Here is a 24107-nt window from a genome sequence, read left to right on the forward strand (position 1 = left end):
GTTTTCAAAGAACTTTTTTGTTGCTCTCAGAAGCAACTTTATAATATTATCATCTATCTTTCTGATAGTCAATAACTTTTTTAATTTCTTTTTTGAATCACCGCCACATCTCAGCGGCAGATTTATAATATACCACCTTGAAAGTTTAAAGGCAAGGTTTTTTATCAAAAAATTATACTAGAAAAGTTTTCCATTAAATAACACAAAAACAGAGTGGAAATCCACTCTGTCTTTTCAACTTATTTATGACGCATTTGCGGGAAGAGTAATACGTCTCTTATTGACGGTGAATTCGTTAAGAGCATAACAAGTCTGTCTACTCCGATTCCTAATCCGCCTGTTGGTGGTAAACCATATTCTAATGCTTCTACGAAATCCTCGTCCATCATATGAGCTTCGTCATTTCCTTGCTCTCTTTCTTTGAGTTGAGCTTCGAATCTTTGACGTTGATCAATAGGGTCATTTAACTCTGTAAATGCATTGGCATGTTCTCTTCCAACAATGAATAGCTCAAAGCGATCTGTAAATCTAGGATCTTCTGGATTTTTCTTTGCTAGTGGTGAAATTTCCACTGGATGTCCATAGATAAATGTTGGTTGAATAAGTTTGTCCTCAATTTTTTGCTCGAAGAACTCATTTACAATATGTCCGTAATCCATATTGTCATTGATTTCAACATTATGTTCTTTCGCTAGTTGTCTTGCTTCTTCTACACTCATTTCTTTCCAGAAGTCTACCCCTACGTATTCTTTAATCGCATCTACCATGTGAAGTCTTTTCCACTCTGGATTTAAGTCAATTTCGTGTTCTCCATAAGTAATCGTTGTAGTTCCTAGTACTTCTTGGGCAATATGCGCAACAAGGTTTTCTGTAAGACTCATGATGTCTTTATAGTCAGCGTATGCTTCATATAATTCAATCATGGTGAATTCAGGATTGTGTCGCGTTGAGACACCTTCATTCCGAAATACCCTGCCAATTTCATATACCTTTTCTAAACCACCTACGATTAGGCGCTTAAGGTGTAGCTCAATCGCAATACGCATATATAATTCGATATCTAATGCATTATGATGAGTAATGAACGGGCGTGCAGAAGCACCACCAGGGATCGAATGCATCATTGGTGTTTCCACCTCTAAATAGCCGTGATCATCTAAATAACGTCTCATCGCTCTGATGATTTTACTTCTTGTAATAAAGGTTTCTTTGCTTTCCGGGCTCATAATTAAGTCTAGGTAACGTTGACGGTAGCGTTGTTCAACGTCTTTTAATCCATGGAATTTGTCAGGTAATGGACGTAATGCTTTTGATAAGATCTCAAATGAAGTAACTTTAATAGAAAGTTCTCCTACTTTAGTCTTAAAGACAGTACCCGATACACCAACAATGTCCCCAAGGTCCGCAATATTAAATAGTTCATACTGCTCTTCTCCAACTGCATCAAGACGTACGTATAGTTGAATTTGGCCGGTTAGGTCTTGGATATGAGTAAATCCAGCTTTTCCTTTACCGCGCTTTGTCATAATACGACCAGCAATCGTTACGCTAACCTCTTTTTCGTCCAATTGTTCTTTTGTTAATCCATCATATAATTCGATAAGTTCACGTGTACTATGTGTTCTTTCAAATCTTTTTCCGAATGGGTCGACACCCAGTTCACGTAATGTATGTAACTTTTCTCTTCTGACTATCAATTGGTCATTTAATTCCTCATGATTCATTTTTATCAACTCCTATTTTGTTACATGATCTATTTCAAACGAATATCTATAACTTGTCCTATTTCAATATAAACGTAAAGAAGAAAAACTGCCAGCAAAAACTGGCAGTAGGCTACTTACGGGTATTATAGTGTAGGGAATCTTTGATGTCAAACAACCATCTCACTGTTTTGTTGCTTTTCTTCTACTTCTTCAACGAAGTCTTGTAAAAGCGAAACTAATTCATTTCGTGTATTGCAGTTGTTGATCGCATTCCGAACAATTGCATTGCCACGGATTCCTTTTAGGTACCATGCGGCGTGCTTCCTAAATTCCCTTACTGCGATGTCCTCGTTTTTTAAATTGATTAAACGGTCTAAATGAAGAATAGACACATCTATTTTCTCTCTTACTCCTGGCTCTTCAGTTAGTTCGCCGGTTTCTAGATATTTGACTGTTTGATAGATCATCCATGGGTTTCCGAGAGCCGCACGGCCGATCATAACTCCATCACACCCTGTTTCATCAAGCATACGTCTTGCGTCCTTCGGTGTCTTAACATCTCCATTGCCGATTACAGGGATATTTACCGACTGTTTTACCTGTTTAATAATGTCCCAGTTTGCGTAGCCTTCATACATCTGGACGCGCGTTCTTCCATGCAGGGCTACTGCTTGACCGCCAGCACGTTCTATCGCTTGGGCGTTTTGAATCGCAAAAATATGATCATCATCCCAGCCCATACGCATTTTTACAGTAACAGGCTTGTCCACTGCATCCACTACCGCTGAAACCATTTCATAAATTTTATTAGGGTCTAATAGCCACTTTGCCCCCGCATCACATTTTATGATTTTTGGTACTGGGCATCCCATATTTATATCGATTATATCTGCAGTTGTGTTTTTATCGACAAACTTTGCTGCTTCTACTAATGTATCTTTTTCTCCGCCAAAAATTTGGAGACTTAATGGTTTTTCACGTTCATCGATATAAAGCATTCCCATTGTTTTTGCATTTTTATATAAGATTGCTTTATCACTTACCATTTCCGCACAAACCAAGCCTGCACCAAATTCCTTAACAGTTAGACGAAAGGCTGAATTACATACTCCTGCCATTGGAGCAAGCACAACTTGGTTTTTCATTTCGATATCACCTATTTTTAACACGATAAACCTCCCTTCATTTTTATAAAAATCCATTTATTAAATCTATCCCTTTGGGGTTAGGTCCTCAAGTGGTACTTTAAGTATTTCTGAAACCTCTTGTAAAAATGTTTTACTTGGCATTCGTGTTCCACGCTCGACTTCCCCAACAATGGATACGGATACCCCGAGGTCTTTTGCTAGACCCTCCTGAGTATAACCTTTCAACTTTCGAAAAGCACGAATACGTCTTCCCCACTTCTCCGCTTCCATATACGTACACCTTCTCTGTCTTGTAGTTCCTCTAGTAGTAAGGATAATGGTTTTGTTACTGCTGGAATGTGTAGGTTCTGGTCAATTTCAAACAAAGGTACCAGAACAAAAGCCCGCTCTGTCATTCGGGGATGTGGAACGATAAGACGCTCTGTTTCAATATATTCATGATTATAAAGCAAGATGTCAAGGTCCAAGGTCCTTGGCCCCCATCTTATCTTCCTTTCCCTTCCAGACTCTAGCTCAATTTTTTGCAAAACCTGCAGTAAATCAATTGGTGATAAATGAGTTCTTACTTTAATGACCATATTTAAAAATAAATCTTGATCTTGATATCCAACTGGATCCGTTTCATAAATTGAAGAAAAATCACTAATTGCTATGTTATTGTCTTGGATTGCCTTTAATGCAGAGCATAAATACTGTTCGCGTTTTCCCAAATTCGTTCCCAGAGCAATATATGCCGTATTATCCATGTTGTCGACTCCTTGTGATTTCTACAGCAACTGATTGGAGATGACCAGGTATTGGCGGGTCTGGTTTTATTACTTTAATTGTGCAACTTAAAACCAATGAAAAATGCTTTAAAATTTCCGTGGCAATTTTTTCAGCCACCGCTTCTAGTAGTTTGTATGGTTGTCCTTCAACGATTTCTTTGCATAGGTTGTAAAGTTCCCCGTAGTGAACCGAATAATCTAGATTATCGGTTTGCCCTGCTTGTTTGACGTCGACTTCTACCATTAAGTCGACAAAAAAGCGTTGGCCTAATTTGGTTTCTTCCAGAAACACACCATGATAACCGTAAAACTGCATTTGATTTACATAGATTTTGTCCATTATTTAAGCTCACCTTTACCAACAAGGACATCCATCATCTTTGCCAGTCTTGCATTGACCTTTACATTATGTACACGGACAATATCACAGCCTTTTTGGATACCAAGGCAGGTCGTGGCACCTGTTGCTTCATCACGTTCCTGTGGTGGCAAATCAAAAATATGACCAATAAAGGACTTTCTTGAAGTTCCAAGCAGGACTGGATAGCCAAGTTCATAAAAACGATCTAGATGACGGATTGTTTCAATATTATCTTCAAAGGTTTTGGCAAAACCTACTCCCGGGTCTAGGATAATGTTTTCATCTTTAACACCAGCAGTCTTCACTATTTCAATACTCTCTTTTAAATCAATGATCATATCATCGATAAGATTTTTATAGTTTTTATTATCTCGGTTATGCATCAGGATGATTGGTACATTATAGGTTGCTGCAACCTCCGCCATTTTCGGGTCTGCTTTTGCACCCCAAATATCATTGATGATATGGGCTCCAGCTTCAATTGCTTGTTTTGCTACCTCTGATTTATACGTATCAATGGAAATGGGTACATGGACTTCCTTTACCAACGCTCGTATAATCGGCACAACTCTAGCTATTTCATCTTCGTCAGAGAGTCTTTCGTATCCCGGTCTTGTCGATTCACCGCCAACATCAATAATATCAGCACCATCATTGACCAGTTGTTTAGCATGGTTAATGGCTGCCTCTAGGTCAAAATATGAACCACCATCAGAAAATGAATCAGGTGTGATGTTTAATATTCCCATAATCATTGTTTTTTTGGAAAAATCTAGTCGATAGGGACCACATGTTAACGTTAGCCTCATAATTCTGTCTTGATCCATTTTTCAATCTCCTTTTACAATGTTTACTCTACAGCCTGTCAGATATGAGAGGCACGGACTCATTTTTACTTCCGATATATAATTTAATTACACTTTTAATTAATTGTTTTCCTGCTGTTGTCATAATCGATTCTGGATGAAATTGAACACCTTCAATCGGGAATTCTTTATGGCGGATAGCCATGATTTCTCCAGCATCTGTTTCAGCTGAAATTTCAAAGCACTCTGGAAGCGTCTCTCTTTTAACGATTAATGAATGGTAACGCGTGGCGGTAAATGGCTGTTCTATCCCCGAAAAAAGGGTTTTCCCGTCATGGTTAATTTCAGATGTTTTCCCATGCATTAACCTTTGAGCTTTAATCACATCTCCGCCAAACGCTTGAGCAATTGATTGATGACCGAGGCAGACACCAAAAATTGGAATACGCCCTGCAAAATAGGAAATGGCTTCTAGGCTTATTCCTGCCTCATTCGGTGTACAAGGTCCAGGGGAAATCATAATTAAGTCCGGGTTTAGATCCTCAATTTCCTGAACCGTGATTTCATCATTTCTTTTCACAATGATTTCTTCACCTAATTCTCCAACATATTGCACTAAATTGAATGTAAACGAGTCATAATTATCAATCATTACGATCATTCTAGCTCACCTCATACTCAAATTTTTTCTACTCTACTTACTCAGCTCTTTACTTTCATCTCTAGATCGTCTTGTCCTTTATTTTTATATTTTACATGATATATAATTTTCAGTACACCTTTGAAAGTAAAAAAGAGTCTAATCCCGCGGAAGGATTGACTCTTCATATATACTAATTATTGCTCGTCAAATTGATAAAGAACTGTACTTAAGTAGCGCTCACCATTATCTGGGACAACCGCAAGCACTTTTTTGCCTTTACCTAATTTTTTCGCAACTTGAAGTGCTGCAAAAATAGCTGCACCTGAGGAAATTCCTACAAGGAATCCTTCTTCTTGGCCTGTACGGCGTGCGTATTCAATAGCTTCTTCATTTTTAACTGTAAACACTTCGTCATATACTTCTGTGTTTAACACGTTAGGTACAAAGTTTGCACCTATACCCTGAATTTTGTGTGGACCAGGTTTTCCACCAGACAATATTGCTGAGTCAGCTGGTTCAACTGCTACAATATGTATGTTCGGATATTTTTCTTTTAACACAAGGCCAGCTCCAGTGATTGTTCCACCTGTTCCAATTCCAGAAACAAACGCGTCCAATTGGTCACCCATTTGCTCAACAATTTCCTTACCAGTCGTTAAACGGTGAACTTCAGGGTTGGCTGGATTGTCAAATTGTTGTGGCATGAAATAGCCGTGTTCTTTAACAAGCTCTTCTGCTTTGTTAACCGCACCTTTCATTCCTTCAGCACCTGGTGTTAACACAAGCTCAGCACCGTATGCGCGTAAAAGGTTACGACGTTCCATACTCATTGTATCTGGCATAACTAAGATTGCTTTTAATCCTTTAGCAGCTGCGACCATTGCTAAACCAATACCAGTGTTACCACTTGTCGGTTCAATAATCGTGTCACCAGGCTTTAAATCCCCTTTTTTCTCAGCAGCTTCAATCATCGCTAATGCGATTCTATCCTTAACACTGCTTCCTGGGTTAAAGAACTCAAGCTTTACATATACATCTGCGCTATCTTCATCAACTAAGTGGTTTAGCTTTACAACTGGTGTTTGGCCAATTAACTCATATATTGAATTTGCTACTTTTGTCATGATTCCACCCTCAATCCCTACTATTTTTATTGGTTTTATCTACAATTTAGCAATTCTCCTACTAAAAGTCAACGAATTTACTACTAGCAAATTGTGAATTTTTTCTAAATTTTATTGTTGATTCTCAAAGAACCATTTGACTCCAAGCTCTTTCCAAAATGGCTCAACCGTTATATTTCCATTCATTTGATCGATGGCAATTTGGCGCTTGATTTGGTCCTTAACATCGTCAAATGAATAAGTTACCGCATCTATTACTTCGTGAAGAATAATGACCGCAAAGCCACCTTCAACCTCAATCGGTTCGCTCCATTCATTTGGCTTCAAATGATTTGCCACATCTAAATAGCTTTCTGGAGCATATCCATTTTCCTTATTTACAAATCCAAGTTCCCCGCCCCGATTTGCAGAAAACTCATCCGTTGATTTCTCCATAGCAAGCGCTGCGAAGCTTGATCCATTTTTTAATTCATCTCGAACCTGTTCAGCTGCCTCTTTCGTTTTCACTACAATGTGGGAAAGATGATAAGACTTCGGAATTTCGTATAAATGTTTGTTTTCGTCGAAGAAATGCTTCATTTCTTCCTCAGATATTACTGCATCCTTTGTTAAGAGCTCTTCTAATAAAATGCTTAGCTCAATTTGCTCTTTCCAATGCTCATCATCAATATTCTCATGATCGATCGTGTTGTACATGGTTTTAATTAATGTCAATTCCCGGTCAATCGCATCATCTGCCAAAGCAATATTATGCTTTTTGGCCATTTGACGAACAACTTCCTCATCAATCATTTCCTCTAAAATTTGTTTCCCATATCTGCCTTCAAGCTCATGTAACCATTGCTGTCTTGTAATGGATGTTTTTCCGATAGTAGCCACTACCTCTTCTTCCCCACTGGCAACAACAGGCTTGGTTGCCTCAACCGTCTTTTCATCAGACTTTTCCCCTGATTGATCAGTCGCAAAGTACACAACCGACAAACAGTTTGTGATAACGAGAGCAACAATAATTGACCACAATACTTTTTGATTCATTTTTCCATCTCCCATTACCTTACTTTGCTTGGTCTTTTAATTCTATTAAGTCTTCTTTTGAAAAATGATATTTTTCGTTACAAAAATGACATTGTGCCTCAGCTTTTCCATCTTCCTCAATCATGGCTTCAATTTCTTCAGTACCTAAGCTAATGATCGCACTTTCAATTCGTTCCCTTGAACAAGGACAAACAAAGGATACCGGCATTTTCTCAAGAATTTTAAGATTTTCCTCTCCGACAACTTCGACTAAAATGTCTTCAGGAGTAAGTCCTTTTTCAATCATTTTAGAGATTGGTTCAATCTCTTGAAGTCTTTTTTCAATTTGCGTGATGGTTTCTTCATCTGTACCAGGTAAAAGCTGGATAAGGAATCCGCCAGCAGCTAAAATGGAGTTGTCTGGATTGACTAAAACCCCTACCCCAACAGATGATGGAGTTTGTTCAGAAGTAACAAGATAATACGTAAAATCCTCTCCGAGTTCTCCTGAAACTATTGGGACCTGTCCGGAGAATTGTTCCTTCATGCCTATATCTTTTACAACAGTTAGGGTTCCGTCTGTTCCAACAGCCCTTCTCACGTCAAGTTTCCCATGTTCGTTCAAATCAAAATGAGTTTGAGGGTTGGTTACATATCCTCTTACTTCCCCTTTAGCATTTGTATCAACGAGAATAATTCCGATTGGTCCGCCACCTTCAACTTTAATAGTAAGCTTAACTTCGCCCTTCAGAGTTGCTCCTAACATCACGCCTGCAGTCATTGTTCTACCTAGTGCAGCCGATGCAGTAGGCCAAGTATAATGACGTCTTTGGGCCTCGGCAACTGTTTCTGTTGAATTAATTGCATATGCTCGAACCTGTCCATTAAAAGCTAACGCCTTAATTAAATAATCACTCATTTTATTACTCCTTTACATGTCATCACATTGATGTTATTTTATTTCATTTCCTTATTACGTTGGTAAATAAGCTGTAAGCCTTTTATAGTCAAAAATGGATCGACTACATCAATCACAGTTGATTCAGCTGCAATCAATGAAGCAAGTCCACCCGTTGCAATGACCTTTGGTTTTTCCGTGGCTTGGGCTTTAATGCGAGCGACGATCCCTTCAACCTGGCCCACATAACCAAATAATATACCTGCTTGCATAGCACTAACGGTGTTTCGTCCAATCACACCTTCTGGACGTGCTATTTCAATTCTTGGGAGCTTTGCAGCCCTTGAATATAAAGCTTCTGTTGAAATGGCAATTCCAGGCGCAATCGCCCCGCCCATGTATTGCTTTTTCTCATTTATGTAGCAGAACGTAGTGGCCGTACCAAAATCAACGATGATAAGCGGACTTCCATATAGGTGAATTCCCGCGACGGCATTAACGATTCGGTCTGCCCCCACCTCTTTCGGATTATCATACTTAATATTTAACCCCGTCTTAATGCCTGGCCCTACCACTAAAGGCTTAATCCCAAAATACTTTACACACATCCGTTCCAATGCAAACATTATCGGTGGAACGACAGAGGACATGATAATGCCATTTATGTCTTTAAAGTCCAATCCTTCATGTGCTAAAAGTGATTTAATAACAAGTCCATATTCATCCTCTGTTTTATTTCGACTGGTTTCAATTCTCCAATGATGTTTTAGATCATCATTTTCATATACCCCTAAAACCATATTTGTATTCCCTACATCAAAAACAAAAATCATGTGGTACCCCTACCCCCAACAATGCAATTGCACAATGGCATATTTGCAACTTAATGCAAACATCATACCACACCTCGTTTTTATTATTCCACAATTAAAGAACTTAAATCGATACAAAAAAAGGTGCCTACATTAAGCTGTAGACACCTTTTGCTGTTATTCTTCTTTATCTTTGTTTTCGCCTTCTGTTACTTTCTCTTCTTTTTTAGAGTTAATTGTAACTTTTACATCTTCTTTCGGTTTATCTGCACTCTCAGAAGCGTCTGGGCGGTCAGGTAATTTACCTTCTTCAAACAAACTCTTAATTTGAGCAGCATCTAACGTTTCAACCTCAAGTAATGTTTCAGCGATTAGTTTAAGTTTATCTTGATGTTCTGTAAGAATTTGTCTTGCTTTTTCATAGCTTTCTTTAATAAAGCGTTGAATTTCAAGATCAATTTCGTGAGCGATAGCATCACTGTAGTTTTGCTCATTATGAATATCACGTCCTAAGAACACTTGACCACCTTGTGCTTGACCGAACTGAAGTGGACCTAATTTTTCACTCATTCCATATTCAGTAACCATTTTACGAGCAATACCTGTAGCACGTTGGAAGTCATTATGAGCACCTGTACTCACTTCTCCAAACGTAATTTCTTCGGCTACACGACCTCCTAAGAGACCTGTGATTTTATCCAACAATTCAGGTTTTGTCATAAAATAGCGGTCTTCCTTAGGAAGCATGACTGCATAACCACCAGCTTGACCACGTGGGACAATTGTAACCTTGTGAACCAAATCTGCTTCATCAAGTACCATTCCAATAACGGTGTGTCCTGCTTCGTGGAAGGCCACAATATTGCGTTCTTTTTTCGAAATGACACGATTCTTTTTAGCTGGACCTGCAATGACACGGTCTGATGCTTCATCGAGATCTGTCATATCAATTTTCTTCTTGTTTCGTCGAGCTGCAACGAGCGCAGCTTCATTAAGTAAGTTTTCTAGGTCTGCACCTGAGAACCCTGGTGTTCTTGCAGCAATTGCTTTTAAATCAACAGATTCCTCAAAAGGCTTATTACGAGCATGAACTCGTAAAACCGCTTCTCTTCCTTTAACATCCGGACGGTCAACTGTAATTTGACGGTCAAAACGTCCCGGACGTAGAAGGGCTGGGTCTAGGATGTCTGGGCGGTTTGTTGCAGCAATGATGATGATTCCTTCATTTGCACCGAATCCGTCCATCTCAACAAGCAATTGGTTTAAGGTTTGTTCGCGCTCATCATGACCGCCACCAAGACCTGCTCCACGCTGACGTCCAACTGCATCAATTTCATCTATAAAAATGATACATGGCGCATTTTTCTTTGCATTTTCAAAGAGGTCACGTACACGTGAAGCACCAACCCCAACGAACATTTCAACGAAATCCGATCCACTGATGGAGAAGAATGGAACTCCCGCTTCACCAGCTGCTGCACGGGCAAGTAATGTTTTACCTGTACCAGGAGGTCCAACAAGGAGGATCCCTTTTGGAATTCTTGCACCTAGCTCAGAAAACTTGCGAGGGTCTTTCAAGAACTCAACAACTTCAATAAGCTCTTGCTTCTCTTCATCTGCACCTGCAACATCTTTAAATCTAACCTTTTTCTTTTCTTCGCTATATAACTTTGCTTTACTCTTACCAAAATTCATAACCCTACTACCGCCGCCTTGGGCTTGGTTAAGTAGGAAGAAGAATAAAATAAAGATAATAACAAATGGGATAATTGACGTAAAGAAGGTTACCCAACCACTTGTTTCTTTCGCTTTAAGTATATCTACGTCTGCGGCTTTCGCGGCCTCAGTAATCCGATCAACTTCATTTTGGCTACCGATAATGTTAGTGACAAAGAATTGATCCTTATCATAGTTATTTAACTGTCCTCTAACCTCATAGACGCCTCTTTCAGGTTGGATCGTAATATTTTTTACATCTCCTGCTTCGAGATGTTGAACAAACTTGCCATATTTCATCACTTCAGGCTGGCCACCCGCTCCTTGGAAGAAGCTAACCACACCGATAATGACTAAAAATATGAGTAAATAGAATATGACGTTTCTAAAAATCCGATTCATCCCTTACCTCCTCCCACGGTGAACAAACTATAGTAAATAGTATCATAGATAATAAATGCTATTCAAATGATATACGTTTAACCTGCGATTAGGTTTCAAAAAAGTGTAGAAAAAACTATTCAGAATACACCTCAGGTTTTAACACACCGATATACGGTAAATTGCGATATTTTTCGGCATAATCTAATCCGTATCCAACAACAAACTCATCAGGAACAATAAAACCAACATAATCTGCGTTAATATCGGCTTTTCTTCCTGTTGGCTTATCAAGAAGCGTGACAATTTTAATGGACTTGGCTTTACGATAACGGAATAATTCAACGATGTAGCTTAATGTAAGCCCACTGTCGATAATATCCTCAATGACAAGAATATCTCTTCCTTCTACAGACGTATCTAAGTCCTTGATGATCTTTACTTCACCGGATGAAACCGTTGAATTTCCATAACTGGAAACATCCATGAAATCCATTTCTAAGTATGTATCAACTCTTTTTAACAGATCACCCATGAAAGGCATAGCTCCTTTTAATATGCCAATAGCTAAAGGAAATTTATCCTTATAATCCTCTGTTAAAGTATTGCCTAATTCCTTGATTTTTTGCTGAATTTCTTCCTCGCTAAATAAAACCTTCTCAATATCCTGCTTCATACTTTTAAAGCCCCCTAAATCATTGCGTATATTGTAGTACGATATAGTGCGATTTTGTTTGACAGTTTGCTTCATAGGATGATTTTTTTAATCCTGGAAGCCACAAAATCTTTCCTTGTTCATCCTCGACAATTGGCCAAAGGTTTCGTTTGTGAAGAGGTATTTTTTCATCGATGAAAATATCCTTCACTTTTTTAGAGCCATTCATTCCTTTTAGCCTCATTTTATCTCCGATTTTTCTCGTTCGGACATAAATTGGCAATTGGATGGTGTCTGGGTCAATAACGAAACAGTCATTTCCGACCAAGTTAGGATAGCTCTTCCACACTTGACTCTTTATTTCACTACCATCTTCAAGTTTATAAAGCCCGGGTGTATCAATCTGAAATCGATAGGGGCTTTCGTTTTCCTTACAATCCGTATAAGTATATGTACAACTCTCATAAGATTTTACAATTCGTAAACCAGCAGGAAAATGCAATTCTCCGGATGGATGATTACTTGCCAAGAAGGTTAACAAATTGTCAATATGTACGGCAGAAAGAGAAGGAGGAAGTTCTTTGTAGAGATAGTTTAATATTAGTTGAATCCCTCTTCTTTGTAAAGATTTTGGCATTGCTAAAAAAGAAGGTATTTCAATTTCTATTTCATTGTCCTCTTTCCTTTTCATTACTTTATTCATTTTTTCAATTGTTAATTCATCTAAAACTTTATTATCCTCTGTCAAGTACTGATTAAATTGCAAAAAATGTTCGTGAACCGCAGGATTTTCTTGCTTTATAAATGGAAGAACATGATGCCTAAATCGATTCCTTGTATAATCGTCTTGATCATTTGACGGATCGTGTCTCGGTGAAAGCTTCCATTCCTTGCAATATTCATCAATGTCGGCTCTTGTCACTGCTAAAAATGGACGAATAATCGACCCGCAAGAAAATGGGCGCTTCACCTGCATACCTGCATACCCAACTCCCTTGCTCCCACGAACCAAACGCATTAAAATGGTTTCGATTTGGTCGTCACCGTGATGCCCAAGCGCTAAATAATCGGCTTTATGTTTCCGCATGACTTTATAAAAAAAATCATACCTCACTTCCCTTGCTGCTACTTGGGAACTTAAACCATGTTCCTTTTTATAGGATGTCACATCAAATTGAATTGATTCAAAAGGGATTTGGTTCGTTTCACAAAATCCTTTTACATAGAGTAAATCCTTTTCTGACTCTTCTCCACGAAACATATGGTCAACATGCGCAGCAATTACAGTTGTTTCCTTTTGATAGTGGAATAAATAATGCAGTAACGCGAGGGAATCCGGACCACCAGATACCCCCACAATAATCGTTGAGCCCTTTTTTATTAATTCATGTTTTTCAATAAACTGACTTACTTTTTCGATCATGATTGGACCAACCCTTATTAAAATCTAAAATGAATGTATTTATCGTACCACTTTCAGAAACTTTTTTACAGAATTTGTCCATATAGATAGAGTAAATACCCGAGTGATACAAACAGCAGTAATAAAACCGTCTCGAGTACTCCGCCTTTTTGTTTCTTAGGTTTTTGCTTTCGATTAGCTCGTGATAGGTTAAGTTGTGCATGGGAGTGACTAGTTGCTTTGGTGTTGACTTGTGATTTTCTTGAAGCTCGTGTTTTTTGTACGGGTGTGCGATCCCTTTTAACTTCGCTTAATTTCATCACCAAATCTTTACGCATTTCAGATGCTCGTTGATAGTTTCCATCAATGGCTTGATATAGCACGGTATCAAACTTTCGTAAAAAATCGTTATTATGAATAATAGATTTTAATTGTTTCACCGGTTGGTCAGTTCGTGTAAAACGGTTTGGATAGGCTGCATTAATGATAATCATGGCAACCGCAAATAAGTCATAGGAGGCTTCCGCCTTTCTCGAACCCGCTCCCCAATAGCCACGATCAAAGAATTCGGTAAACTCTTTTATTGCCCTTCCCTGCACAGTTGTTCCGCCGACATCAATACAGCGAATTTTTGGCGGATTTCCTACAACCAGCAGATTATCCGGTTTTAAGTCACCAAAAACCCATCCGTTCTGATGCAGTCGGTCCAGGTCTGAAAGCAATTGCAAGCATAAAATGCCTGTCCATTCTTTCCCTCTTTTTTCAATAAACGATAAAAAACTTTCTCCTCGAATATATTCCATAACGTAAAAGGATATCGGGCTTGAAAAACCGGGTCTGATCCAATCATCCACATCTATAAAAGAAGGCCCAAGGGCAGCACCTTGGACCTTAGAGAAGTGTTTCAGCACATTTACTTCAGACGTAATTGTCACGCCATTTTCACTAATTTTCAAGGCCACAGGGCCCTCAATGCTCTCTGCTAAGTAGACAATACCATTAGCACCTTGTCCTAAAGGTCTCACAATGCGATATGATTTTTTATGCCATTTTCCAGTGATGACCGTACCAGGGGAAACCTTACATACCTGACTCTTCGTAGTATTGTTCATCATCACGAGATAATAAGCTCCTTAATGATTTTTTTTTCTTGAAGTAGGTAATGGCTTCACGGATTGCCGGACCTGTTGGTGTAATTCCACCAGTTGTAAGCTTCGGAAAAATACTAGACAAGGATTCTAGTCTAGGCGTCCAATCTAATACTCTTTCTACCTCGACCCTTTTCCCTGGAAATACGAAAACAGAAAATTGATTATCTCCCATTCTCGCATTTAAGCTAATTGATAGGTCAAGCAAGGCTTCTTTTACCGTTGGCAACTTATGCTTCATACTCGCACTTGTGTCCACTAGAACAAGCACCTCTAAATCAACAGTTTCACCAAGTTCATCCACAACCTCCATAACTTCTCCACGTTTTTCCGGAGGCAGGTCTTCCATTGATGTCCTAGCTCCAAGGATCTGCTGAAGCTCCTTGTTAACAACCCCCTGTAGAGTTTGAGTCATTGCTTGTTTTGTCACCATTTGTACAGTTTGTGACAGCTGTGCGGAATAGACGATTTGACTTACGCCTCCACCCGCCGTGGCGATTCCTTCAATTTCCTGCATACCTTGTTCATCAATCGTATCCTGCTCCACTACACCAATAACATTAATAGTTACTCCTTGCTCTCTAGCAAGGGCCGCCATTGCAATTGGATCTTCCCCTTGATTTGAGCAACCGTCCGTAATTAATAGAATTTGCTTCAATGTGCCTTTTTGCACGTTCCATCCCCTCCAACTCGTTAAAATTAGTATAAGGATGGACGAAATAATTGTTTTTTAAACCTCCTTCATAGACTCAGATTGCTTTCCTTTTCGTTTTCTGATAGCCATACGCAGGGATTGCCGCCCATTTTGGCGTATTATGTTTGATTTTTGTTACAACAACAGTCATGTCATCCTCAATTTGACCTGATCTTGTACGGATTACCTCCTCCATAATCAGATCCGCAACCTCCTGTGGATCTTTTGTTTTAATTTCATTTATCTTGCGTTTCATCCACATATCATAGTTTTCTACATGTTTTGGACCTTCAAAAATTCCATCACTCATCATGATTAAAAGGTCCCCTGCCTTCAATTGTTCATCAACAACCTCGACTTCAAAGTCCTCAATGATTCCCATCGGTAGATTACTTGCCTGTATTTTGCTAATTTTATCTCCTCTCTTTATATAGCTAGGTGTAGAACCTATTTTTAAGAACTTAGCACTTGCATCTTGTAAATCAATTACGGCTAAATCGAGTGTTGAAAAAATTTCATCTGTTGTTCGTAATGAGAGAATCGAATTAACGGATTTAATCGCCACCTTTTCTTCAATACCGGATTGAAGAATCTTCTTTAACAACTCCAAGGTTTCATTGCTTTCATAATGGGCTCGTTCACCATTTCCCATTCCATCACTAATAGCCACCGCATGCTTTCCAGCACCTAACTCAATTGTTGAATAGCTATCCCCCGATACTAATCCTCCGCCCTTAGCAGCATGAGCGACACCCGTATCAATGACATAAGCTTTTGCCGAACCAAGTGTCACGTGGCAGTACCCATTTGGATATGCCGAACATTCTTCATTCTTCACGAGAATTGTCTCTTCCAAAATATCGGATAGCATTGGTGCAATTAATTTTTCACACTCCCCACTTCCATCGCAATATGGAATGCTTAATTCAATATCAACGTTTCCCTGCTCCACACTGTAAATTTCCACATGCCCAATTTGGATCCCAAACGACTGCAGCGCGTCTAAGATTTGCTCTTCTAGAACATGATGATTTTCACCTTCCCTTTGAATTTCCTTTGCAAAGTCGCTCATAACCTGGGAGACACCCAGCAATTGATCGGCTACTAGTTTTCTGCTCTCCTTCACTTGTTTTTTTAGTTTCTGATTTGCCTGGTAATAGGTAAGCTCTTGTTCAATGGCATCGATTACTTTCTTCGAGCGTACACAATGCTTGTCCCAATCTCTCGTAAGCTTGTGATTGTACTGAAGCGAATTTGTGTCACATCCATGCATAATATCTTTCATATAATCATATGTTTTATTAAAGTTCTTGGACCAGCACGCTTCCTTTTTAAAACAAGATTGACAGGTCTTTTCCGTTACATTGCTTAAAAATAAGTCGAGTTCACGGTCTTTGTCCTCTTCATCAATGGGGTACCCATATTCGGAAAAACTATTGGACAACGCCTCAAACACAGTTGAAAACTGTGATACACGATTTGCTGTCACATCACGTATTTTTCGAAGATATTGCTGCTGTTCTGCATGATGTTCAGGTGTACCAGGTATGTTTTTTGCCACTTTGCTTATTAGGTTCTGTGGTGTTAGTAAAAATAATAGGATGGCCACTCCGGATTCATATAAAGTAGGAATAATTTGACTAGCTCCTTCACCGTAAAGGCCAATTAACAGTGTTCCAACAATGAGACCAAGTGCTACTCCTACCTTTTTGCCTTCTTTTAACAGGCCACCAAGTAAACCTGAAAAAGCAAGAAGACTCATTTGGTACAAGCTCGTTACATTCGCTAAACTTAAAATAAGTCCGGTTACAACCCCTACTGTAGACCCTATTGTTGCTCCAGCAACAAACGCAAACAGTAGGACGACATAACGTGAAAGAATATTAGATATAGACATCTCATAGACAAGCCATCCCATTGTTCCTGTTAACACGGAGGCAATAAGGATAATCAAACATATAACTTCTTCTGTTTTAAAAGATTGTTTCCTTCGTTTCTCTGTTAGAAGAGGGACACTTTGCAGGAAAATTAAGGTTAATATACAAGCTAAACCGGATCCGACACCGATCATGACGCCGTCATGGATGGTTATTGATCCTTGCATAACATAGAGGATGCTCACCTTCGCTATGGCTGAAGCGATTAGCACCAATATTGGTAGTATTTTAATTAAATCTATCTTAAACCTTTGTAGAACCTTATAGATTACAAGAAAAAAGGCAATTGATAGAAATGTAAAAACGGTGACATCTGCTGATAGGGTAAACGATCCAGCAATAACAGCTGCCATCGCAAGTCCTGCTTTTCCTTTTTTCATCATAAAGACGCTTGCGAAAAATGGTAGCGCAAAGGGGGTTAATTCATTCAGGATGAGGGCTCGTCCTAATAAAAACCCAACGACTACTAGTAAAAGCCCTTTTAGTAGAAATAGATTTTCAAGTTTGACTTGAAAACGCTGAAACCACTTTGACACGGTGTCCTGTGTTTTTTCAATATCTACCTCTGCAATCGGTCCGCTTAGATTCCTCTCTATTCTTTCCATTAATAAACACTCCCCGTTTTTAATCGTTGTCTGTTATTATACAGTTGGAGAAATTCGTATTTTGTCAAAACAACAGGAGCGAAAAGAAAAATCATTCGACTGCTTGTCTCGTTTTCCAACAAAATAAATGTCAGATGGCGAATTTTAGGAGTGTAATTTAGTAGGTTTGTTCCAAAAGTTCATAGATTTTATGTGTATATTGTGAGAATCTTTGTATTATTTTCCTTCAATACAAAAGATATTGACGAATGAATACACACAAGGTATTATATAACTTGTGCTTACTTACTAGAGTTTGAGACAGAGATTGTCGAACACTAATTAATATGGCGGTGTAGCTCAGCTTGTCCCTACTTCTTCGAGTCATCTTCTATGAGGACATGCGACGAAGAACGGAGTTAAGAGGAGCAGGCGAAGCCAGCACGATAAACTCAGTACAGTATTTGAAACTTAATTACTTTCCTAAACATGGCGGTGTAGCTCAGCTGGCTAGAGCGTACGGTTCATACCCGTGAGGTCGGGGGTTCGATCCCCTCCGCCGCTACCATAATTTTTTAGGCCCGTTGGTCAAGCGGTTAAGACACCGCCCTTTCACGGCGGTAACACGGGTTCGAATCCCGTACGGGTCATAGGAACAGTGCGAATATATTCGCACTGTTTTTTTGTGTCCATTTTCGTTTGGGTGGACACTTTAATCTGTAAATTTACCTCTTGGGTACCTTCCTCTTAAACAATTTTTTTATCGGACAAAATTGATGAGATATCGGACAAAACTTTACTTTTATCGGACCAAGACTATAAAATATCGGACAAAGCCCAATTTTGAACTTTCCATTTAAAAAAGCGCACACAAAAAAGCACCCAATTCGGGTGCTTTATCTATATATTTAAGCTACAGCAGCAGGTTATCCTCTTCTCGCTCCACGCCCACCGCGTTTCGATTCAGTGTTGCGCTTTAAGGAAGATAGACGATCTTCACTGTCCTTCAGAAAGCGACTCATTTTTTGTTCAAAGCTTTCAGTCCTGTTTTGATTACGTTGGTCGTTTCTGTTATTTCTTGGACCATTGTGTCGTGGACGTTGTGGTTGTTGTTGTTGTGGTTGTTCTTTTGCTTTTTTAATGGATAAACCAATTTTTCCATCTTTCTCAACATTAATAACCTTGACCTCTACTTGGTCGCCAACCTTTAAATGCTCATTGATATCTTTAACATAATTGTCAGCAACCTCGCTTATATGGACAAGACCAGTTGAGCCCTCTGGCAGCTCCACAAACGCTCCGAAATTCGTAATTCCTGTTACCTTCCCTTGAACCTTGCTGCCTACTTCGATTGACATAAAAAAAATGCTCCTCCTTAAATTTGAAAAAAAATCAATTTAACTATATTATACATAATTTAAAAATCAAGTGTCAATAAGACTAAGACCCATCTCCAACTTTAAAGATGATTTCTCCTTCCTTAGATAGAAAATAATCCCTGCGAATGATCTTTTCAATATATTCATCGCTATTGAGTTTTACAACTTCCTCTTCTAGAAGGACTTGCTTATCTTTTAGTGTAGTGAGCTGCTCTTGTAATTGTTCCTTTTGAGCTGCCTTTTCATTCATGGTCTTATGTTGTGATACAACCATCGATATGAGTCCATACGAAATGATTGCGACCAAGACAAAAAAGGCAATCAATCTTCTAATCAAGCCTTTTCGTTTCACCTGAAGGGCTTGTTCTTGCTCTTTATACTTTTCCATATAGGTTGATTGTAGCTGTGTTACATTTTTCTTTCGAACTGCACTCATTGTAGAGAATGCCTCCTATTGTTTCCTTATCTTCTTCCACCATTTTATCAGTATAGGTTTGATATTCTCTACCTTTTTCAAAAATCCTGCACATTTTCGAAAAATCTTTTCTACATTTTTCGTAACGGTAGATGGCAACAGCCTCCAGATCATGATTCCAATCCACTTTATTGGCGCAAAACAAATTTTAATAATCATCCAACAAATCTTGAGAAGGATTCTCCCAAATACCAGGAGAACATTTAATATCCCGAGTAAAATCACAATCAGGAGTTGATAGAGCATTTTTATAGGTCGAACGATGAGAAAATCACCCGTTCGAAGTAAAAATTCATAAAAACGTATGATGGCTTGTATGATATATTCGAGTGTTCTTACATAAAATGTTTTTAATAGGCTTTGGTATGCAGCAAATCCACATAGAATCGCGATAAACACATAAAATCGCAGTTCACCTTCATTTACCAACAAAAGCATATAAAAGAACAACAGGCCTTGTACAACCCAGAAAAGAATGTCATTGATAAAGACGAAGAAATACTTTCGCCTCGAGCGCTTTAGAAAGCGTTGATATGTGTCAAGAGAGGCTCCTAGCCATCCCCCCATGCAGATCATTGCAAGTAATGTGTAGAACTGGGTTGTCAGGGTCATCTAAATAACTTGCTAAAGAATCCTTTAGCTTTCTCCGTGGAATGGTCGTCCAAATAGCTAATATCATAGACTCTTCCTTTGATTGATACAATGCCTTTTTCCACATCTAGATTTTTCATTTGCAGGTTTTGGCCGCGAATGGCTAGGAAACCCATAACAGTTTCAAGTAAAAATTCTTCATTATCAAAGCTTTCTACCTGTTTTACACCTGTTATGTCAAGAAGCTTGCGACTTCTCATGATCACATCATGCTCTTGTACGGTTCCTTTATTAGACGGCGTTCCATCATAGTATTGGTTCATCTTTTATCCCCCACATTCATACTTAAGTAGTCAAAACAACTACTTGTTTAATAATAAAATGTATGAGTTTATGGTGGGATTTAGAACAAGCCTTGCGCAAGATTATCAAATGTTACGCTTCAACTTTTTCCTCTTTCACGACCGAGTAAAGCTTGGTTGCATCTTCTTTTTTGGTTGTTTCTTGAAGATCCTCAATTTTTACAGTTACAACTTTCTGGCCAAAACGAATGGTTAACTCATCCCCTATTTTCACATTGCTGCTTGCTTTTGCAGCTAAGCCGTTAATAAGAATTCTCCCTTGGTCTGCCACTTCTTTTGCCAATGTACGTCTCTTAATTAAGCGTGACACCTTTAAAAATTTATCTAAGCGCATATCTTTCACCTCTTTCTACAAACCCGTTTGTTTGGCTTTCTCCCAGATGGCATCAAGCTGTTCAAGGGTTTGCTCCTCAAACGTTATCCCTTGTTTTCTGAGTTCTTCTTCTATAAATTGAAAACGTCTTGCGAACTTTTGATTTGTCATCGCAAGTGCTTCTTCCGGGTCAAATTTATAAAATCTCGCGATATTGGCTAATGCAAAAAGGATGTCCCCAAACTCTTGAACGGCATCTCCTTTTTGTTTTACGTATATTGCTTCCTTGTATTCTTGTATCTCTTCAAAAACCTTCTCCCACATAGGTTCGACAGCATCCCAATCAAATCCTACTTTGGCAGCCTTTTTTTGATACTGAACAGCCTTCATTAAACCCGGTAAGCCCTTTGTAACGTCATCTAAAATGGACTTTTCTTCTGTTGTAATGCCTTTTTCTAATCGTTTGATTTGCTCCCAATTGGTGACAACTTCCTCTGCGGTATCTGCTGATACTTCTCCAAAAACATGTGGATGTCTTCGAATCATTTTTTCCGAAATTCCACGAATTACATCATCAATGGTAAACATTCCTTCATCCTCGCCAATTTGGGCATGTAGAAGAATTTGAAGAAGCACGTCCCCTAGCTCCTCTGCTAAATGATCATCATCTTTACTATCAATTGCATCAAGAACTTCGTATGCTTCCTCCAGCAAATACTTCTTTAACGAATCGTGGGTTTGTTTTTGATCCCATGGACAGCCACCTGGTCCTCTTAATGCAGCAATGATTCTTCTAAAGGTACGAAAATCATGGTAAAGCAGCTCATCCTCTTTCACTGGCGGGACATAGACACTCGTTAAATTGTTAACCTCTACTCCTCGATCTAGTTCATACAGAGGAACTTTCGTGATTTTTTCCTCATGACTACCGGCTGCGGTAACAATATATACTTCATAATCATCAGGCAATTGCTCCATTAGTGTTAATTTCACATTTGACGCAATGTACCCGTCATACACCTGACAGATAATGATATGCTGTGATAATTGTAGTTCATCTTTTTCAAAGGATAAGGCATCAACGAATTGAAATCCCTCTATTGGATCAATCTTTAACGATGCGAGTAATGGGTCAATAAAGCTCTGACCACCCTCAATTTGAACCTCAAGATTTTCGTCCTCAAGTAATAGCTGGGTTGTCATTTCTGCGACCATTGGATGTCCTGGTACAGCATAGACGATATCCTTTGTTGACGCCTCATTTTTCAAAATAGAAACAATTTCATCGTAAACCGCCTCAAATTGTTCATGCTTTTCATAAATGTCGTCAAAGGATTGATAAGTCATTCCTTCAGCTTCTAATTCCTTAATAACTGGATGCTCCTTCGTTCGAAGAAACAAATGCTCCGCTGCTAAAAGTTTGCGATAAATACCTAGTGGGAGCTGTGATAAATCACCCGCTCCTAAGCCTAATACTGTTATCATACGTTCTTACCCCCTTTAAGTAACCTAATTAGATAGGTTCCTTTTGATCTAATTGGGATTTCTGAGAGCTCTGCTTCTGAAAATACGCTCCCTCTCAGAATAAAGATTAGATAGATTACTCCTCCAATAAAAACAGAGGACAGTGCTTCAAAACTAGCAAATGTACGGGTTTCTGCTGCTACCGGAAAAAGGTGGTGCAAGCCCCGGGAATAACAAAATATTGTAAGTACCATAGCCATTGTCGCGAGAAGAACAGGGATAACAAATGTCCATTTGGTTAGCACCCCGGGTAACTTTCTTTTTACGATAAAAACATGGATGATTGCAATGATCCCAAACGCTACAAGGGTTGCAACAGCTGCTCCAATTGTTCCATATCGAGGTATAAGCAACAGATTGAACATCCATTTTAATAACATTCCGCTCAATACGACAATAGCGGGCAAAAAGGGATGACCCAAACCTTGCAAAACCGCTGTAATGGACTGGGACAAGGTCGTAAATAAAATGGAAAAGCCGATGATCATTAAGACATTTGTACCAAGATCATTTCGAAATAGCATAATATTCGTTGGCTCTAAAACACATGCTAGTCCTACTGCAGCCCCAATACCTACAACAACACTTAGACGAAATGTTAAATCAACCTTTTCGTGAATAAAGACCAAGTCGTTTCTAGCCTTTGCACTTGCAATTAGTGGGACAAGAGATAAAGCCAAGGAGGTAGCGACTACTGTTCCAAGCTGAAGCAAAGGCTGACCTCTGTCATAAATACCCTTTACCTGTTTTGCTGTTTCTTGTTCCATGCCACCTGAAACCAATAAAGAATACACAGTGAAGGAATCAACCAACTGAAATAGAATTAACAATAAGGCACTTATACAAATCGTCATCCCTTGGGTGAAAAGGATTTTGACAATCTCCATTGTTTTGATTGATGCTTTTTGAGGCAATCTTTTTTGGCCATTCTTCTTTTTCAGTAAATAAAACAATAGAACCGTAATGGCTGCAAGCCCACCAGTAATGGAACCAAATATCGCTCCCGCCCCCGCTTCATATGCTCCATAGCCATAATCCAGGAGAAGAAATGACATGAGCAATATGGTGATAACGCGAATCGTTTGTTCAGTTACTTGAGAAACGGCGGTTGGAATCATATTTTTATAACCTTGAAAATAGCCACGAAAGACTGAAATAAATGGCAAGAGTAAAAAGGAAAATGAGATCACCTTTATTAGTGTTGAAAGCTCTTTGTCACCCATCCAACCAGCAACGATTTCGGCTCCCCAGTATAAAAAGCAAAAAAGGATAGTCCCAATTCCTAGCAGGGTCATTAATGAGATATAGAGTATTTTCATGACGGAAGCTTCGTCATGTTGTTCCAATTTCTCCGCAAGAAGCTTTGAAATAATCACCGGAAATCCATATGTAGAGAAGACAAGGACCATTCCATAAATCGGATACGCCTGTTGATATATGTAAAAGCCGATATCCCCCGCTATATTTTGATAGGGAATACGGTATCCCGCACTTAGTACCTTGGTGATCAAACCGGCAAGGGTAAGGGCAAATGCACCCTCCCAAATTCGTTTTGATCGCCCTTCGGATTGGACGTCCATCGCCCATCTCCTTCCAATCAGATAATTTCCAGTGTATTATAACATACTTAAGGGCAATTCTTGTGCTAACAGAAGAAAAGGCAGCTA

At 39.0% G+C, this 24107-nt stretch carries 24 protein-coding genes and 2 tRNA genes; 2 read left to right on the top strand and 24 right to left on the bottom strand.

All coding sequences use genetic code 11. The annotated features are described in order from the left end of the window. Positions 1-239 precede the first annotated feature (239 nt). From lysS to spoIIE, 17 genes are all read right to left on the bottom strand, one after another. Positions 240-1724 carry a lysine--tRNA ligase gene (gene lysS / locus V7138_RS06340; RefSeq protein WP_335395100.1) on the bottom strand — a complete coding sequence of 495 codons (1485 nt, stop codon included), beginning with the start codon at positions 1722-1724 and terminating at the stop codon, positions 240-242. A gap of 149 nt (positions 1725-1873) precedes the next feature. After that, a complete protein-coding gene (dusB, locus tag V7138_RS06345) occupies positions 1874-2875 on the bottom strand; it encodes a tRNA dihydrouridine synthase DusB (RefSeq protein ID WP_335395103.1) in 1002 nt (333 codons plus the stop codon). A 42-nt stretch (positions 2876-2917) separates the two neighbouring features. Next, positions 2918-3124 carry a helix-turn-helix domain-containing protein gene (locus tag V7138_RS06350; protein WP_335395106.1) on the bottom strand — a complete coding sequence of 69 codons (207 nt, stop codon included), beginning with the start codon at positions 3122-3124 and terminating at the stop codon, positions 2918-2920. Next, positions 3076-3600: a 2-amino-4-hydroxy-6-hydroxymethyldihydropteridine diphosphokinase gene (folK, locus tag V7138_RS06355; protein ID WP_335395109.1), complete on the bottom strand. Its 525-nt coding sequence runs from the start codon at positions 3598-3600 to the stop codon at positions 3076-3078. The genes V7138_RS06350 and folK overlap by 49 nt, the downstream gene beginning before the upstream one ends. Further along, the gene (gene folB, locus V7138_RS06360; RefSeq protein ID WP_335395112.1) at positions 3593-3961 is read right to left on the bottom strand and encodes a dihydroneopterin aldolase; all 369 of its coding nucleotides are present in this window, start codon (positions 3959-3961) and stop codon (positions 3593-3595) included. The genes folK and folB overlap by 8 nt, the downstream gene beginning before the upstream one ends. After that, positions 3961-4809, bottom strand: coding sequence for a dihydropteroate synthase (folP, locus tag V7138_RS06365; RefSeq protein ID WP_335395115.1), 849 nt, complete (start codon positions 4807-4809; stop codon positions 3961-3963). Before folP ends, folB begins: the two co-directional genes overlap by 1 nt. Positions 4810-4837: 28 nt before the next feature. Beyond that, positions 4838-5449 carry an aminodeoxychorismate/anthranilate synthase component II gene (pabA, locus tag V7138_RS06370; protein ID WP_335395118.1) on the bottom strand — a complete coding sequence of 204 codons (612 nt, stop codon included), beginning with the start codon at positions 5447-5449 and terminating at the stop codon, positions 4838-4840. Positions 5450-5625: 176 nt separating this feature from the next. Next, entirely contained in the window at positions 5626-6555 is a 930-nt protein-coding gene (cysK, locus tag V7138_RS06375) for a cysteine synthase A (RefSeq protein ID WP_335395121.1), read from the bottom strand. Positions 6556-6666: 111 nt separating this feature from the next. Beyond that, on the bottom strand, positions 6667-7590 hold the full coding sequence (locus V7138_RS06380) for a peptidyl-prolyl cis-trans isomerase (protein ID WP_335395124.1): 924 nt from the start codon (positions 7588-7590) through the stop codon (positions 6667-6669). A 19-nt stretch (positions 7591-7609) separates the two neighbouring features. Next, positions 7610-8488, bottom strand: a complete 879-nt coding sequence (gene hslO, locus V7138_RS06385) for an Hsp33 family molecular chaperone HslO (RefSeq protein WP_335395127.1) — start codon at positions 8486-8488, stop codon at positions 7610-7612. Between the two features lie 38 nt (positions 8489-8526). Continuing rightward, on the bottom strand, positions 8527-9300 hold the full coding sequence (locus V7138_RS06390; protein ID WP_335395129.1) for a type III pantothenate kinase: 774 nt from the start codon (positions 9298-9300) through the stop codon (positions 8527-8529). Between the two features lie 156 nt (positions 9301-9456). After that, positions 9457-11397, bottom strand: a complete 1941-nt coding sequence (gene ftsH, locus V7138_RS06395; RefSeq protein WP_335395132.1) for an ATP-dependent zinc metalloprotease FtsH — start codon at positions 11395-11397, stop codon at positions 9457-9459. Positions 11398-11512: 115 nt separating this feature from the next. Beyond that, on the bottom strand, positions 11513-12052 hold the full coding sequence (hpt, locus tag V7138_RS06400) for a hypoxanthine phosphoribosyltransferase (protein WP_010285416.1): 540 nt from the start codon (positions 12050-12052) through the stop codon (positions 11513-11515). 19 nt (positions 12053-12071) lie between these two features. Next, positions 12072-13454 carry a tRNA lysidine(34) synthetase TilS gene (gene tilS / locus V7138_RS06405; protein WP_335395134.1) on the bottom strand — a complete coding sequence of 461 codons (1383 nt, stop codon included), beginning with the start codon at positions 13452-13454 and terminating at the stop codon, positions 12072-12074. Between the two features lie 65 nt (positions 13455-13519). Further along, positions 13520-14548 (bottom strand): serine/threonine-protein kinase, encoded by a 1029-nt coding sequence (locus V7138_RS06410; protein WP_335395136.1) that lies wholly within the window; start codon positions 14546-14548, stop codon positions 13520-13522. Continuing rightward, complete coding sequence (locus tag V7138_RS06415; protein ID WP_335395138.1) at positions 14514-15254, bottom strand: vWA domain-containing protein; 741 nt, start codon at positions 15252-15254, stop codon at positions 14514-14516. Before V7138_RS06415 ends, V7138_RS06410 begins: the two co-directional genes overlap by 35 nt. A gap of 76 nt (positions 15255-15330) precedes the next feature. Next, positions 15331-17817 (bottom strand): stage II sporulation protein E, encoded by a 2487-nt coding sequence (gene spoIIE, locus V7138_RS06420; RefSeq protein WP_335395139.1) that lies wholly within the window; start codon positions 17815-17817, stop codon positions 15331-15333. Positions 17818-18287: 470 nt separating this feature from the next. On the opposite strand from spoIIE, the gene V7138_RS06425 reads away from it, so the two are divergent. Together V7138_RS06425 and V7138_RS06430 are read left to right on the top strand one after the other, a co-directional pair. Next, a tRNA-Met gene (locus V7138_RS06425) sits at positions 18288-18364 on the top strand. A gap of 10 nt (positions 18365-18374) precedes the next feature. After that, positions 18375-18446 (top strand) — tRNA-Glu (locus V7138_RS06430). 276 nt (positions 18447-18722) lie between these two features. Here the strand turns inward: V7138_RS06430 and V7138_RS06435 are convergent. From V7138_RS06435 to V7138_RS06465, 7 genes are all read right to left on the bottom strand, one after another. After that, positions 18723-19154: a S1 domain-containing RNA-binding protein gene (locus V7138_RS06435; protein WP_335395142.1), complete on the bottom strand. Its 432-nt coding sequence runs from the start codon at positions 19152-19154 to the stop codon at positions 18723-18725. Positions 19155-19236: 82 nt separating this feature from the next. After that, on the bottom strand, positions 19237-19611 hold the full coding sequence (locus V7138_RS06440; protein WP_335395143.1) for an FtsB family cell division protein: 375 nt from the start codon (positions 19609-19611) through the stop codon (positions 19237-19239). Positions 19612-19626: 15 nt separating this feature from the next. Further along, a complete protein-coding gene (gene yabQ / locus V7138_RS06445; RefSeq protein ID WP_335395144.1) occupies positions 19627-20262 on the bottom strand; it encodes a spore cortex biosynthesis protein YabQ in 636 nt (211 codons plus the stop codon). Continuing rightward, positions 20259-20564, bottom strand: a complete 306-nt coding sequence (yabP, locus tag V7138_RS06450) for a sporulation protein YabP (protein WP_077620163.1) — start codon at positions 20562-20564, stop codon at positions 20259-20261. Before yabP ends, yabQ begins: the two co-directional genes overlap by 4 nt. Before the next feature lie 112 nt (positions 20565-20676). Beyond that, the gene (locus V7138_RS06455) at positions 20677-20937 is read right to left on the bottom strand and encodes an RNA-binding S4 domain-containing protein (protein WP_335395145.1); all 261 of its coding nucleotides are present in this window, start codon (positions 20935-20937) and stop codon (positions 20677-20679) included. A 15-nt stretch (positions 20938-20952) separates the two neighbouring features. Then, positions 20953-22401: a nucleoside triphosphate pyrophosphohydrolase gene (gene mazG / locus V7138_RS06460; protein WP_335395146.1), complete on the bottom strand. Its 1449-nt coding sequence runs from the start codon at positions 22399-22401 to the stop codon at positions 20953-20955. Then, positions 22398-24020: a putative polysaccharide biosynthesis protein gene (locus tag V7138_RS06465; protein WP_335395148.1), complete on the bottom strand. Its 1623-nt coding sequence runs from the start codon at positions 24018-24020 to the stop codon at positions 22398-22400. The genes mazG and V7138_RS06465 overlap by 4 nt, the downstream gene beginning before the upstream one ends. Positions 24021-24107 lie beyond the last annotated feature (87 nt).

It is taken from the genome of Bacillus sp. JJ1533, from assembly GCF_036965045.1.
Lineage (GTDB): Bacteria > Bacillota > Bacilli > Bacillales > Bacillaceae_L > Ferdinandcohnia.